Origin of the sequence: Actinosynnema sp. NPDC020468 (assembly GCF_040642015.1) — a bacterium.
Classification (GTDB): Bacteria; Actinomycetota; Actinomycetes; order Mycobacteriales; family Pseudonocardiaceae; genus Actinosynnema.
Genome location: NZ_JBFAEO010000075.1, coordinates 15640 through 31542, shown reverse-complemented (window position 1 = coordinate 31542; position 15903 = coordinate 15640). Strand labels below are relative to the sequence as shown.

Here is a 15903-nt window from a genome sequence, read left to right as displayed (position 1 = left end):
GTGATCGGCGCCGATGCCGATCACCACCCGCCGGGCCCGTCCTCCTGCGGTTCCCCGGCCGGCGCAGGCTCCTCCCGGCCGGGGCGCCGGGAGGACTAGACGCCCTGGGGCCTGCTGATGCGCTGCCCGAGCCCGCCGTCGATGTTCAGCTCGGCGCCGGTGGTGAAGGTCGCGTCGAACGCGAGGAACAGCACCGCCTTGGCGACCTCGTCGGACGAGCCGTGCCGGCGCATCGGGGTCAGGTCGTCGCCGACCTTCTCGAACGCGGCCAGCAGCTCCGGCGGCGCGCCGGTGATGCCCGCGGTCGGCGTGGTGATGAAACCGGGGCTGACCGCGTTGACCCGGATCTCCCGCGGCAGCAGCTCGGCCGCGATGACCTTGGTGAACGACCGGATCGCGGCCTTGGACGCGGAGTAGGCGCCCATGCCGGGGTTGCCCGAGGAGTTGGCGATCGAGGTGGTGAACACGATCGCGCCACCGTCCTTGATCAGCGGGGCGAGCTTCTGCGCGGTGAAGAACGCGCCCTTGGTGTTGATCGCGAAGGTCTGGTCGAAGTGCTCTTCGGTGACCTGGGCGAACGGGCCGAGCTGGGCGAAACCCGCGTTGACGAACAGCAGGTCGATCTGCCCGAACTTCTCCTCGACCGTCGCGGCGAGCGCGTCGATGTCGGCCAGCACGGCGGTGTCGGACCGCACGGCGTGGCCGTGCTCGCCGAGCAACTCCTGGGCGTCCGCCAGGTTCTTCTCGTTGCGGCCGGTGACGATGACCTCGCCACCCTCCTCGACCAGTGCCTGCGCCGTGGCCAGACCCATGCCGATCGTGCCACCGGTGATGACTGCCTTTTTGCCTGCGTACCTGCTCATGGGTCCCCTCAAGAGATTTTTTGGTGCGCGGACAGAATCGCCCGATCGCGGTCCGGTTCACAAGTACGCACACGCAAGTCAGTACTTACCTCCAGGTCAGTGTCGGGCGCGGAAGACCGTTCCATGAGCATTCGATTACGCCCGGACTCCTAGTCTCACGGCACTTGTCAACTCCCGTGGAGACTGCCATGACGTCCGAACAAACCTGCCCTTTCGCCATTGACGCGACCGGACGCGACATCCAGGGCGAAGCGGCCCTGCTGCGCGCCCGCGGCCCGGTCACCCGGGTCGAACTGCCCGGCGGGGTGCCCGCGTGGTCGGTCACGGACCACGGCCTCGCGAAGCGGCTGCTGACCGACCCGAGGGTGTCCCGGGACGCCTACCGCCACTGGCCCACCTGGGAGAACGGCGAGGGCGAGTTCGCGCGGACGTGGTCGCTCGCGATCTGGGTCCAGGACCGCAACATGATCACCGCCTACGGCGCCGAGCACACCCGGTTGCGCAAGCTGGTGGCCAAGGCCTTCACCGCCCGGCGCACCGCCGCGCTGCGGCCGCGGATCGAGGCGGTCACCGCGGAGCTGCTCGACCGGATCGCCGAGACGCCGGCCGGTCACCCGGTCGACCTGCGGGCCGAGTTCGCCTACCCGTTGCCCACCAGGGTGATCTCCGAACTGCTCGGGGTGCCCGAGGACCTGCGGGGCGACCTGCTGAGCCGGATGCACGCGATCTTCGACACCTCGTTGTCCGAACAGGAGGCCGGCGCGAACCTGGAGGCGTTGTACGGCCTCGCGGTCGACTTCATCGAGCACAAGCGGCGCAACCCCGGCGACGACCTCACCAGCACCCTGATCGCGGTGCGCGACGACGAGGACGGCGGCGCGGGGCTCACCGAGACCGAGCTGATCGACACCGTCTTCCTGATGTACACGGCGGGTCACGAGACCACGGTGAACCTGATCGACCAGGCCGCCGTCGCGCTGCTGTCGCACCCGGAGCAGCTCGAGCGGGTGCTGGCGGGCGAGTCCGGTTGGGACGACGTGGTCGAGGAGACGCTGCGCTGGCAGTCGCCGGTGGGCAGCCTGCCGCTGCGGTTCGCGGTGGAGGACGTCGAGGTCGACGGCGTCACGATCGCCAAGGGCGACGCGATCCTGATCTCGTTCAGCGGCGCGGGCCGGGACCCGAAGGTGCACGGGGAGACCGTGGACGAGTTCGACATCACCCGCCCGACCCGCCGCGACCACCTGTCGTTCGGCCACGGCGTGCACTTCTGCCTCGGCGCGCCGCTGGCCAGGCTGGAGGCCGCGGTGGCGCTGCCCGCGCTGTTCGCCCGGTTCCCCGGGCTCGCGGCGGCCGACCCGACCACGCCGCTGAGGCCGGTGGGCTCGTTCGTGTCCAACGGGCACGAGTCGATCCCGGTGCTGCTCAACGCCTGAGCACGACGGAGAACCCCCTCGTGGCGCGGCCGTCCGAGGGGGTTCCCGTCGTGCTCGGGGTCGTCCGCCGGGCTCAGGCGGCGCCGGCCTCGACCTCGCCGTCGCCGAACGGGTTGTCCACCGCGAACAGCCAGCGGCCGTCGGCGCCGCGCCGCAGCACGTCCAAACCCCGGCCCCGCAACACCTCCGGCTCCCCGCCGTCGGGGTTCGGCACGCTGATCGTCCAGTCCACCACGAGCAGCGCGGCGTCCCGGGTCACGTGCGACTCGACCAGGTCCGCGGTCATCGTGGGACCCGCGGCGAGGAACTCGGCGAGCGAGTCCCGGCGCGCCTGGCCGGTGAGCGGGTTCCCGGGCTCCCACACCGAGATCGCGTCCTCGGTGTACATGGTCTCGATGGTCTCGACGTCGCCCGCGTTGAACAGCTCGACGTAGCGCCGACCGTGCTCCTCCGCGGCGGCGATCAGGTCGGTGATTTCCAGGGTGCTGGACATGGTGCTCCCGTTTCTCGGCAAGGACCGCGACCGGACGAGGCGGCTGTCGCCGAACGTATCCACCGCGCGTCACCGGATCCTCACTGCCGGGCAATCGGCGGGCGGTTACCGCGACATGACCGGACGTGGGCGGGCCGCGGACAGACTGGCGACCGGCATGGGAATCCGGTGTTCGTCGGAGGTCGCTGGGATGATGGGGATCGCTGTTGTCGGGATGTCCTGCCGGTTGCCGCGCGCGGCGTCCGCGGCGGAGTTCTGGCGGCTGTTGCGCACCGCGACCAGTGCCATCACCGCCGGCCCGGACGGCTGGGGCGGCCACCTCGAGGACCGCGGCGAGTTCGACGCCGGGTTCTTCGGCATCGCGCCGCGCGCCGCCGCCGCGATGGACCCGAGGCAGCGCCTGGTCCTCGAACTGGCCTGGGAGGCACTGGAGGACGCCGGCATCGTGCCGGACTCGCTGCGGGGCGGCCGAACCGGCGTGTTCGTCGGCACGGTGCGCGACGACTACGCGGGCCTGGTGCACCGGCACGGCGACGAGGCGGTCACCGCGCACACCATGGCGGGCCTCAACCGCGGCGTGATCGCCAACCGCGTCTCCTACCACCTCGACCTGCACGGACCCAGCCTGACCGTGGACTCCGCGCAGTCGTCCTCGCTGGTGGCGGTGCACCTGGCCGCGGAGAGCCTGCGGTCCGGGCACGCCGACCTGGCCGTGGCGGCCGGGGTGAACCTGAACCTGCTGGCCGGGAGCAGGCTCGCGGGCGAGCTGTTCGGCGGCGTGTCGCCGGACGGCACCAGCGCGCCGTTCTCCGCGCACGCCAACGGTTTCGTGCCCGGCGAGGGCGGCGCGGCGCTGATCCTCAAGCCGCTGGCCAAGGCCGAGGCCGACGGGGACCGGATCCACGGCGTGATCCTGGGCAGCGCGGTGAACAACGACGGCGCCACACCGGGGTTGACCGTGCCCAGCGCCGCCGCGCAGGAGCGGGTGATCCGGGAGGCGCTGGCCGGCACCCCGCCCGACGCGGTGCAGTACGTCGAGGCGCACGGCACCGGTACCCCGGTCGGCGACCCGGTCGAGGCCGCCGCGCTCGGCGCGGTCTTCGGCGACCGGTCGACCCCGCTGCCCATCGGCTCGGTCAAGAGCAACATCGGCCACCTGGAGGGCGCGGCCGGGATCGTCGGGCTGCTCAAGGCGTTGCTCGGCATCGCGCACCGGGAACTGCCGGGCAGCCTGCACGTCACCGAGCCGAACCCGGCGATCGACTGGGCCGGGCTGCGGTTGACCGTGCAGCGCGACCTGACCCCGTGGCCGCGTCCGGACGACCGGCTCGTCGCGGGCGTCAGCTCGTTCGGCATGGGCGGCACCAACTGCCACGTCGTGGTGGCCGAGGCTCCCGCGCGGACACCGGGACCCGGTGCGCTCCGGGCGCCGCTGATCCCGTGGGTGGTGTCCGCGCGGAGCCCGGAGGCGTTGCGGGCGCAGGCACTCCGGTTGCGCGAGTTCGCCGACCGGGCGGTGGACCCGGCCGACGTCGGCTGGTCGCTCGCCCGGACCCGCACCGCGTTCGAGCACCGGGCCGTGGTGCTGGGCGAGGACGTCGAGGCGGTGCGCGCCGGGCTGGCCGCGCTCGCCGCCGGCGAGCCCGGGGTGGTCACCGGTCGGGTGCGCCCCGGCGGCACCGCGGTCGTGTTCACCGGGCAGGGCAGTCAGCGCGCCGGCATGGGGCGGGGCCTGCTGGCGTTCCCCGCGTTCGCCGACGCGTTCGAGGAGGTGTGCGCGCACCTGGATCCCGCGCTGCGCCAGGTGATCACCTCCGGCGACGGGCTCGACGACACCCGGTACACGCAGCCCGCGCTGTTCGCGCTGGAGGTCGCGCTGTTCCGGCTGGCGCAGGCCTGGGGCGTGCGGCCGAGCCACCTCGTCGGGCACTCGATCGGCGAGATCGCCGCCGCGCACGTCGCCGGCGTGCTGTCCGTTGTGGACGCCGCGACGCTGGTCACCGCGCGCGGCGCGCTGATGGGCGCGCTTGCGCCCGGTGGAGCCATGATCGCGGTCGAGGCGGCCGAGGACGAGGTGCTGCCGCTGCTCGACGGTGAGGTGTCCGTCGCGGCGGTCAACGGACCGCGTTCGGTGGTCGTGTCCGGCGCCGAGGACGCGGTGACCCGGGTCGCCGCCGCGCTGACCGGGCTGGGCCGCCGCACGAAGCGGCTGACCGTCTCGCACGCGTTCCACTCGCCGTCGATGGAGCCGATGCTGGCGCAGTTCCGCGACGTGGCGCGCGGGTTGACCTTCCGGCCGGCGCGGATCCCGGTCGTGTCCACCGTGACCGGCGACGTGACCGGGGAGATCACCTCGCCGGAGTACTGGGTCGAGCAGGTGCGCCGGCCGGTCCGCTTCGCCGACGCGGTCCGCGCGCTGGAGGCCGAGGGCGTGACCACGTTCCTGGAACTGGGCCCCGACGGCGTCTGCTCGGCGATGGTCGCCGACTCCGCCTCCACCCCGGTGACGGCGGTGCCCGCGCTGCGCGCCGGCCGACCCGAGCCGGAGGCGTTCCTCGGCGCGCTGGCCGCCGTGCACGTGGCGGGCGGCGCGGTCGACTGGACCGCGGCGTTCACCGGGTCGCGGGTCGACCTGCCGACCTACGCGTTCCAGCGCGAGCACCACTGGTTCGACCGCACGGCCGACCGGGAGGTGGCGCCGCGCGAGGAGGTCGACGTCGACCGGCTGGTGGACGCGCACCTCGCCGCCGTGCTGGGGCACCGCGGGTCGGTCGACCGGCGGGCCACGTTCCACGACCTCGGGATCGACTCGCTGATGGGCGTCGAACTGCGCGACGCGCTCGCGGCGGCCACCGGCCTGCGGCTCGCGTCCGGCCTGCTGTTCGACCACCCCACGCCGGAGGCGCTGATCCGCCACCTGCGGTCGCGGCTGGGCGGGGGAGCGGACGCGGTGGTCGTGGCGCCGCGCCGGGCGCGGACCGACGACGGCGAGCCCATCGCGGTCATCGGGATGGCGTGCCGGTTCCCGGGCGGCGTGCGGTCGCCCGAGGACCTGTGGCGGCTGGTGGCCGAGGAACGGGACGCCACCGGTGGTTTCCCGGTCGACCGCGGGTGGGACACGACCGCGGTCGACGTCGAGCGGGGAGGGTTCCTCCATGACGCGGGCGAGTTCGACGCGGCGTTCTTCGGCATCTCGCCCCGCGAGGCGCTGGGCATGGATCCGCAACAGCGACTGCTGCTGCACACCGCCTGGGAAGCGGTGGAACGCGCCGGGATCGACCCCCGGTCGCTGGCCGGAAGCCCCACCGGCGTGTTCGTCGGCGGCACCGCCTCCGACTACGGACCCCGGATGCACGACACCGGCCACGGCGTGGAGGGCCACGTCCTGACCGGCGGCACGGCCAGCGTGATGTCGGGCCGGATCGCCTACCAGCTCGGCCTGACCGGACCGGCCGTCACCGTCGACACGGCGTGCTCGTCGTCGTTGGTGGCGCTGCACCTGGCGGTGCGGTCCCTGCGCTCCGGCGAGTCGTCGCTGGCGCTGGCGGGCGGCGCCGCGGTCATGGGCACGCCGGGCATGTTCGTGGAGTTCGCCCGGCAGGGCGGCCTCGCCGCCGACGGTCGCTGCAAGTCGTTCGCCGACGAGGCCGACGGCACCGCGTGGTCCGAGGGCGTCGGGCTGCTGCTGGTCGAACGGCTCTCCGACGCGCGGCGCAACGGGCACCGGGTGCTCGCGGTCGTGCGCGGCACCGCGATCAACCAGGACGGCGCGTCCAACGGGTTGACCGCGCCGAACGGGCCGTCGCAGGAACTGGTGATCCGCCAGGCGCTCGCCGAGGCCCGACTGTCCACTTCGGACGTCGACGTGGTGGAGGCGCACGGCACCGGAACCAGGTTGGGCGACCCGATCGAGGCCGAGGCGATCGCCGCGGTCTACGGGCGGGTGGCCCTGGGCTCACTGAAGTCCAACATCGGTCACGCGCAGGCGGCGGCCGGCGTCGGCGGCGTGATCAAGATGATCGGGGCGATGCGGCACGGCGTGCTGCCCAGGACCCTGCACGCGGCCCGGCCCACCCGGCACGTCGACTGGTCCACCCTCGACCTGCTGACCGAGGCGAAGCCGTGGCCCGACACCGGCCGGCCCCGCCGGGCCGCGGTGTCGTCGTTCGGCATCAGCGGCACGAACGCCCACGTGGTCCTGGAGGCACCGACCGCCGACCCGGTGCCCGAGCGGGTCGACCCGACGCCGCCGATCGTGCCGTGGGTGGTGTCGGCGCGGGACGACGAGGCGTTGCGGGAGCAGGCGTCCCGGCTGCTCGACCACGTCCGCGACCTCGACCCGGTGGACGTGGCGGCCTCGCTCGCGGCCCGCACCGCGTTCGAGCGGACCGCCGTGGTGGTCGGCGATCACCTGGCCGGACTCGCCGCGCTCGCGCGGGGAGCGGACGCGCCGAACCTCGCCGTCGGCGGCTCGTCCGCGGTGGTGGCACACCTGTTCACCGGGCAGGGCGCGCAGCGGGTCGGCATGGGACGGGAGCTGCACGAGGCGTTCCCGGTGTTCGCGGAGACCTTCGACGCGGTGGTCGCCGCGTTCGACCCGCACCTGGACCGGCCGCTGCGCGAGGTGGTCTTCGCGGCGGGCGACCTGCTGGACCGGACCGAGTACGCCCAGCCCGCGCTGTTCGCGGTCGAGGTCGCGCTCGCCCGGCTGCTGGCCGCGCACGGCGCCACGCCGGACTTCGTCGCGGGCCACTCGATCGGCGAACTGGCCGCCGCGCACGTCGCCGGCGTGTGGTCGCTGCCCGACGCCGCCCGGTTGGTGGCCGCGCGCGGTCGGCTCATGCAGTCCGCCCGCGCCGACGGCGCGATGATCGCGATCGAGGCGGGTGAGGACGAGGTCGTGGCTTCCCTCGCGGGGGTGCCGGGTCTCGGGCTGGCCGCGGTGAACGGACCGCGCGCGGTGGTCGTCGCCGGTGACGCGGACGCCGCCGAGGCCCTCGCGGCGCGGTGGGCGGAGCGCGGCCGGCGGACCCGGCGCCTGCGGGTGAGCCACGCGTTCCACTCGCCGCACCTGGACCCGGTGCTCGCCGAGTTCCACGACGTCGCCGCCGGGTTGACCTACGACGCGCCGCGGATTCCCGTGGTGTCGACGGTGACCGGCGTGCTTCTGACCCCGGACGAGGCGCGGGACCCGGCCTACTGGGTCCGGCAGGTCCGGCAACCCGTGCGGTTCCTGGACGCTACGACGACGTTGCGCGCGCAGGGCGCGACCCTGTTCGTGGAACTCGGCCCGGACGCGGTCCTCACGCCGCTCGTGGGGGACGCGGTGCCGCTGATGCGGGCCGGTCGCCCGGAGGTGGCGACGCTGGCCGGCGGTCTGGCCCGGGCGCACGCGGCCGGCGCGCGGCTCGACCTCGCCTCGTTCGCACCCGGCGGCAGGCCGGTCGACCTGCCCACCTACGCCTTCCGACCGCGGCACTACTGGCTCGCGGCCGACGCCAGGTCCGCCTCCGCCCACCCGCTGCTGACCGACGCGGTCGACGTCGCGGACCGGGACGAGTCGGTGCTCACCGCCCGGCTGTCGACCCGCGCGCACCCGTGGCTCGCCGACCACCGCGTCGGCGACTCGGTGCTGACGCCCGCCACCGCGTTCCTCGAACTCGCGGGCGCGGCGGCGGACCACGTCGGCGCGGAGTCGGTCGCCGAACTCACCCTGGAGACGCCGCTGCCGCTGCCGGACCGGGTGTCGGCCGAGGTCCAGGTGACCGTGCTGGCGCCCGACGCCTCGGGAGCGCGGCCGTTCACCGTGCACGCCCGGCCCACCGCCGACGAGCCGTGGACCCGACACGCCACCGGCCTGCTCGGCCCGCGTCCCACACCCGTCGCGGACCTCGGCGCCTGGCCGCTGGCGGGCGCGGTCGCCGAACCGGTGGACGACCTGTACGCCCGGCTGGCCGAGCGCGGCTACCACTACGGCCCGGCGTTCCAGGGCGTGACCTCGTTGTGGCGCGAGGACGACGTGGTCTACGCGGAGATCCGCCCGACGACCGACGACGGCGCGCGGTTCGGCCTGCACCCGGCGTTGCTCGACGCCGTGCTGCACCCGGTCGTCGCCGAGGGCGCGACCCGACTGCCGTTCTCCTGGACCGGCGTGACGGTGCACGCGACCGGCTCGACCGGTCTGCGCGCGCGGATCACACCGCTCGGTGACGACGCGGTCGCCCTCGCCCTCGCCGACCCGACCGGCGCGCCGGTCGCCACCGTCGAGTCGCTGACCTTCCGCCCGGTCGCGCTCGACCGCACCGCGCCGGTGCTGCACACCGTGGAGTGGCCGGTGATCACCACTCCCGAGGAGGTGGCGGCCGACCTCGACGTGCTCCGGGTCGGGAATGGCCCCTACCGACCGGACGCCGCGCGCGCGACCGCCGTGCGCACGCTGGACCTGGTGCGCGCCCGGCTCGCCGACGAGAGCGGGGCCGAGTCGCCGCTGGTGGTCGTGACGACCGGCGCGGTGGCCGTGACGCCGCAGGACGACCCGGCCGGGTTCGCGGCGCCGGTGTGGGGACTGCTGCGGTCGGTGCAGTCCGAGCACCCGGGCCGGGTGGTGCTGGTCGACCTCGACGGCCCGGACACCCTGCTCGCCGCCGCGGTGGCGACCGGCGAGGCCCAGATCGCGGTGCGGGACAACCGACTGCACGCGCCTCGGGTGACCCGTCTCGCCGATTCGGTCGCGTCCGCCGCCGAGCGGGGCGCTGGGCCGATGCTCGTTGGGCCGATGCTGACCACCGGTGAGGCCGAAGCTCGGCTCGGCGACCCCGTCGCGTCCGCCGCCGAGCGGGCTGACGGCCCGGCGTCGGTGACCGGTGAGGCCCGGCCCGCTGACCCTGACGGGTCCGCCTCGGACCTCGGTGGCGGGCCGGTGTCGATCACCGGTGAGGCCGAGGCCGCGGTGAGGGACGGGCAGGTGCGTGCACCCCGGGTCACCCGGCCCGCCGACCCCGCCGACTCCGCCGTGTCCGCCGACTCCGCCGACTCCGCCGTGTCCGCTGGGTCTGCCGTGTCCGCCGACCCCGCTGGGTCTGCCGTGTCCGCCGCCGCGTGGGGTGCCGGGCCGGTGTTGATCACCGGCGGTACCGGTGGGCTCGGCGCGGTGATCGCCCGCCACCTCGTGGTCGGGCACGGGGTTCGGGATCTCGTGGTGACCAGTCGGCGTGGCCCGCAGGCGCCCGGCGCGGACGACCTCGTCGCCGATCTGACCGGGTGGGGCGCGCGGGTCGCGGTGGTGGCCGCCGACGTGTCCGATCGGGCCGCCGTCGCGGCGCTGCTGGACGCCCACCCGGTGACCGCCGTCGTGCACGCCGCCGGTGTGCTGGCCGACGCCACGGTCGAGTCGGTGACCGCCGACCACCTCGACGCGGCGTTGGGCGCCAAGGCGGACGGGGCCTGGCACCTGCACGAGTTGACCCTGGACCGGGGGTTGGCCGCGTTCGTGCTGTTCTCCTCGGTGTCCGGCGTCGTCGGCACCGCGGGCCAGGCCGCCTACGCGGCGGCGAACTCGGCGCTGGACGCCCTCGCCGCGCACCGCGCGCACGCCGGTCTGCCCGCCGTGTCACTGGCCTGGGGTCTGTGGGAGGCGGGCATGGGCGAGGGCCTCGGCGACGCCGACCGGGCCCGCTGGACCCGGGCCGGGATCGGGGCGTTGGACGTCGACACCGGTCTGGCGATGTTCGACGCGGCGGTCGTCGCCGGTCGTCCGCTGGTGGTGCCGGCGCGGTTCCTGCCGAAGCGGAGCCGGGTTCGGCGGCCGGTCGCGCCGCCGGACTGGACCGGCCGGATCGCCGCGCTGCCCGACGCCGACCGGCTCGACGCGGCGCTGGACCTGGTCCGCCGCACCGCCGCGGCCGTGCTCGGACACTCCGATGTGGACGGTGTGCCGGCCGACCGGGCGTTCCGGGAACTGGGTTTCGACTCGCTCGCCGGCCTGGAGCTGCGGACCAGGCTGAGCGGCGCGACCGGGCGCCGGCTGCCCGCGACGCTCACCTTCGACCACCCGTCACCGCTCGCCCTGGCGAAGCACCTGGCCGGCTCGGTGACCGCGCCGCCGCCCGTCGCCGAGCCACGACCGGCGGACGAGCCGATCGCGATCGTGGGCATGGGCTGTCGGTACCCGGGCGGGGTGCGCTCGCCGGAGGACCTGTGGCGTCTGGTGGCGGACGGTGTCGACGCGATTTCGGAGTTCCCGGTGAACCGCGGCTGGGACGTGGAGTCGTTGTACAACCCCGATCCCGCGCAGGTCGGCACGTCCTACACGCGGCACGGTGGGTTCCTGCACGACGCGGACCTGTTCGACGCCGAGTTCTTCGGCATGTCGCCGCGCGAGGCCACGTCGACCGATCCCCAGCAGCGACTGCTCCTCCAGACCGCGTGGGAGACGTTCGAGGACGCCGGCATCGACCCGGCCACCCTGCGCGGCTCGAACACGGGTGTCTACATGGGAGCGATGTACCACGACTACGCCTCCCGGCTGCCGGCCACCCCGCCCGAGCACGAGGGATTCCTGTTGGTGGGCAACCTGTCCAGCGTCGTGTCGGGCCGCCTGGCCTACAACTACGGCCTGGAGGGCACCGCGGTCACGGTCGACACCGCGTGCTCGTCGTCCCTGGTGGCACTGCACCTGGCCGCGGGCGCGCTCCGCGCCGGCGAGTGCGACCTGGCGCTGGTCGGCGGCGTGACGGTGATGTCGGGCCCGGACACCTTCGTGGAGTTCTCCCGGCAGGGCGGCCTGTCCCGGGACGGCCGGTGCCGCTCGTTCGGCGCGGAGGCCGGTGGCACGGGCTGGTCCGAGGGTGTGGGCGTGCTGCTGGTGGAACGCCTGTCGGACGCGCGGCGCAACGGTCATCGGGTGTTGGCGGTGGTGCGGGGCACGGCGGTGAACCAGGACGGGGCGTCGAACGGGTTGACCGCGCCCAATGGTCCGGCGCAGGAGCGGGTGATGCGGCAGGCGTTGGCGACGGCGGGACTGAAACCGTCCGATGTGGACGTTGTGGAGGCGCACGGTACTGGCACCACGTTGGGTGATCCGATCGAGGCGCAGGCGTTGATCGCGACCTATGGCCAGGATCGGGAAAGCCCGTTGTGGTTGGGGTCGTTGAAGTCGAACATCGGTCACGCCCAGGCCGCCGCGGGTGTCGGCGGGGTGATCAAGATGGTGCAGGCCATGCGGCACGGCGTGCTGCCGAAATCGCTGCACGCCGAGGAACCCTCGCCGCACGTCGACTGGGAGTCCGGCGCGGTCGAGCTGTTGCGGGACGCGCGGGAGTGGTCGGCGGACGGGCCGCGGCGCGCGGGGGTGTCGTCGTTCGGGATCAGCGGCACCAACGCGCACGTGATCCTGGAGGAGGGCGACACCGAGGCCCCCGGCGGCACGACCCTCCCGGCCGTGCCGCTGGTGCTCTCCGCCCGGGACCCGGAGGCGTTGCGCGACCAGGCCCGGCTGCTGCGCGACCGGCTCGGAGAACCGTTGGCGGACCTGGGTTTCTCGCTCGCCACCACCCGCGCGACACTCGCGCACCGGGTGGTCGTGGTCGGCGCGGACCGGGAGGAGTTGGCCGCCGGGTTGGACGCCGTCGCCCGGGGCGAGCGGACCGGCCGCACCGGCACGCGCGGCGCGACCGCGTTCCTGTTCACCGGGCAGGGCAGTCAGCGGGTCGGCATGGGTCGCGAGCTGTACGACACCTCGCCGGTGTTCGCCGAGGCGTTCGACGCGGTGTGCGCGCACCTCGACCCGGCGGTCGAGCAGGTCGTGTTCGGCGACCGGGACGGCCTCGACCGGACCGAGTTCGCCCAGCCCGCCCTGTTCGCCGTCGAGGTGGCGCTGGTCCGGCTGGTCGAGCACCTCGGCGTGCGGCCGGACGTCCTGCTCGGCCACTCGGTCGGCGAGATCGTCGCGGCGCACGTCGCCGGCGTGCTCGACCTGCCCGACGCCTGCGCGCTGGTGACCGGTCGCGGTCGGCTGATGCAGGCGGCGCGGTCCGACGGCGCGATGGCGTCGATCGAGGCGTCCGAGGACGAGGTGCTCGCCACCCTGCCGGACGGCGTGTCCGTCGCCGCGGTCAACGGGCCGAACGCCACCGTCGTCTCCGGCGACCGGGACCGGGTGCTCGCCCTGGCCGACCGGTGGCGGGCGCGGGGCAGGCGCACCAAGAGGTTGACCGTCAGCCACGCGTTCCACTCCGCGCACATGGACGAGGTGCTCGACGAGTTCCGCGCCCTGGCGGCCGGTCTCACGTTCCACGAGCCGCGGATCCCTTTGGTGTCCAACGTGACCGGCGCGCGGGCGACCGTCGACCAGGTGTGCTCGCCGACCTACTGGGCCGACCAGATCCGGAGCGCGGTCCGCTTCCACGACGGCGTGCGGGCGCTGGAGGCCGACGGAGTCACCGAGTTCCTGGAGATCGGGCCGGACGGCGTCCTCTCGAGCCTGACCGACGCGTGCCTGGAGCACCCGGCCGGCGTGCTCGCGCCGGTGCTGCGGGCCGGACGCCCCGAGCACGTCACGCTCCTGACGGCGCTCGCGAACTGGGACCTCGACTGGGCCGCGGTGTTCCCCGGAGCCCGGCGGGTCGACCTGCCGACCTACCCGTTCCGGGAGCAGCGCCACTGGCTGGACGCGCCGGTGACGCCCGGCGACGCGGCCGGGTTCGGGCTGACCGCCGTCGACCACCCGCTGCTCACCGCCGCGGTGCGGCTCGCGAGCGGTGCCGGCCACGTGTTCACCGGCCGGCTGTCGACCCGGACCCAGCCGTGGCTCACCGGGCACGAAGTCCACGGCTCGACCCTGTTCCCCGGCACCGGACTGCTCGAACTGGCCAGGGCCGCGGGCGCGGAGGTCGGCTGCGGACACGTGGCCGAGCTGACCCTGGTGGCACCACTGGTGATCACCGGTGACGTCCGGGTCCAGGTCGTGCTCGGCGAACCGGACCCGACCGGCTCCCGCGAGGTCGGGATCTTCGCCGCCACCGACGGCGAGTGGACCTCCCACGCGACCGGCTCGGTCGGCCCGCTGGAGTACCCGGCGCCGACGGGCTTGACCGAGTGGCCGCCCGCCGCGCCGGAACTCGACCTCACCGGCCTGTACGACGACCTGGCCGCGCGCGGGTTCGGCTACGGCCCGGACTTCCGGGGCCTGCGCCGGGTGTGGCGGGCGGGGGAGGAGATCTTCGCCGAGGTGTCCGGTCCGACAGCGGCGTCCGGGATCCACCCGGCGACCCTGGACGCCGCGCTGCACCCGTTGCTGCTGGGCGACGACCGGGTGCCCGCGGCCTGGCACGGCGTCACCCGGCACGGCCCGGTCGGCCCGGTGGCCCGGGTGCGCCTGACCCGGCACGACGGGTCCGCGTCGCTGCTGGTGGCCGACGGCTCCGGCACGCCGGTGCTGACGGTCGACGCGGTGGACCTGCGCGCGCTGCCGACCGGGTCGGCCCGGGTCGACGGACTGTACACAGTGGACTGGACCGAGCTGCCGGAGCCGGCGGAAATGGCAGCAGGGGTCGACGTGCTGCGGGTCGAGGGGCTCGACCTGCCCGAGGTCCTCGGCCGGCTCCAGAAGTCGTTGGCGGGCAGCGGAACGCTGGTCGTCGTGACCGAAGGCGCGGTCGCGGTCGGCGTCGAGGACGTGCCCGACCTGGCGCACGCCGCGGTCTGGGGCCTGGTGCGGTCCGCGCAAACCGAGAACCCGGGCCGGTTCGTGCTCCTCGACCGCCCCGGCGACCGGCTGCACGCGGCCGTCGCGACCGGCGAGCCGCAGATCGCGGTGCGGGACGGGCGGTTGCTCGCGCCCCGGCTGGCCCGCGCGCTCCGGCCGACCGGCACCGCGCCGCGCTGGGACCGGGGCGCGGTGCTGATCACCGGCGCGACCGGGACGCTCGGCGCGATCCTGGCCAGGCACCTGGTGACCGAGCACGGCGCGCGGAAGCTGGTGCTGCTCAGCCGACGTGGGCCGGACGCGCCCGGAGCCCGGGAACTCCGGGCCGACCTCGCCGAGCGAGGCGCGGACGCGGTGCTCGTCGCGTGCGACGCCGCCGACCGCGAGGCGCTGGCCGCCGTGCTGCGCGCGCACCCGGTCACGGCGGTCGTGCACACGGCGGGCGTGCTGGACGACGGGGTGTTCGCGGACCTCACGCCCGAGCAGCTCGACCGCGTGCTGCGGCCCAAGGTCGACGCGGCCCGCAACCTGCACGAGCTGACCGCGGACCTGGACGCGTTCGTGCTGTACTCCTCGGTCGCCGGCCTGCTCGGCACCGCGGGCCAGGCGAACTACGCGGCGGGCAACGCCCACCTGGACGCGCTGGCCGCCCACCGCCGGGCGAACGGCCTGCCCGCGACCTCGTTGGCCTGGGGCCTGTGGTCCGACACCAGCGCGATCAGCGCGGACCTGGCCGAGGTCGACCGGCGGCGGCTCGCCCGGCTCGGCCTGCGCCCGTTGTCCGCCCGGGACGGCATGGCGTTGTTCGACGCGGCCGTGTCGACCGCCGAACCCCTGCTGGCGCTCACCCCGGTGGACGTCACGGCGCTCGGCGCGCCACCGCCCGCGCTGCTCGCCGGACTCGCGCCCCGGTACCGGCCGGTCGACCGCGGCCCGTCGCTCGCCGGCCTGTCCGACGCCGACCGGAAACGCGCGCTGGCGGAGTTGGTCCGCACGCACGTGGCGGGCGTGCTCGGGCACCGCGACCCGGACGGCGTGGCCGAGGACCGCGCGTTCCAGGAACTGGGGTTCGACTCGCTGACCGCCGTCGAGCTGCGCAACCGGCTCGCCGCGGCGACCGGCCTGAAGCTGCCGACCACGCTGGTGTTCGACCACTCCAGCCCGGCCGCCCTCGCCGCGTTCCTGTGGGAGGCCACCGGCGAGGACGCGCCGCCGGTGACCGAGTGGCTCGACCGGATCGAGGCGGCGCTGCGGGACGGCACGTCGCCCGACGGCGTGCCCGAGCGGTTGCGCGAGCTGCTGCACCTCGCCGATTCCCGCGCGGGCACCGAAGACCACGACCTCGACGCCGCCAGCGACGACGAACTGTTCGCGCTGGTGGACAACCTCGACTGACCCGGAGCTGAGCGA

4 protein-coding genes are annotated in these 15903 nt (G+C 74.8%); 2 read left to right on the top strand and 2 right to left on the bottom strand.

From position 1 onward, the window contains the following. Nucleotides 1-95: 95 nt before the first annotated feature. Nucleotides 96-863 (bottom strand): SDR family oxidoreductase, encoded by a 768-nt coding sequence (locus tag AB0G50_RS33925; RefSeq protein WP_360117461.1) that lies wholly within the window; start codon nucleotides 861-863, stop codon nucleotides 96-98. Between the two features lie 188 nt (nucleotides 864-1051). Between AB0G50_RS33925 and AB0G50_RS33920 the strand changes: the two genes are divergently transcribed. Continuing rightward, nucleotides 1052-2296, top strand: coding sequence for a cytochrome P450 (locus AB0G50_RS33920; protein ID WP_360117458.1), 1245 nt, complete (start codon nucleotides 1052-1054; stop codon nucleotides 2294-2296). 73 nt (nucleotides 2297-2369) lie between these two features. Here AB0G50_RS33920 and AB0G50_RS33915 read toward each other — a convergent pair whose 3' ends face one another. Next, entirely contained in the window at nucleotides 2370-2789 is a 420-nt protein-coding gene (locus tag AB0G50_RS33915) for a nuclear transport factor 2 family protein (RefSeq protein ID WP_360117455.1), read from the bottom strand. A 190-nt stretch (nucleotides 2790-2979) separates the two neighbouring features. On the opposite strand from AB0G50_RS33915, the gene AB0G50_RS33910 reads away from it, so the two are divergent. After that, nucleotides 2980-15888 (top strand): type I polyketide synthase, encoded by a 12909-nt coding sequence (locus tag AB0G50_RS33910; RefSeq protein ID WP_360117452.1) that lies wholly within the window; start codon nucleotides 2980-2982, stop codon nucleotides 15886-15888. Nucleotides 15889-15903: the final 15 nt, after the last annotated feature.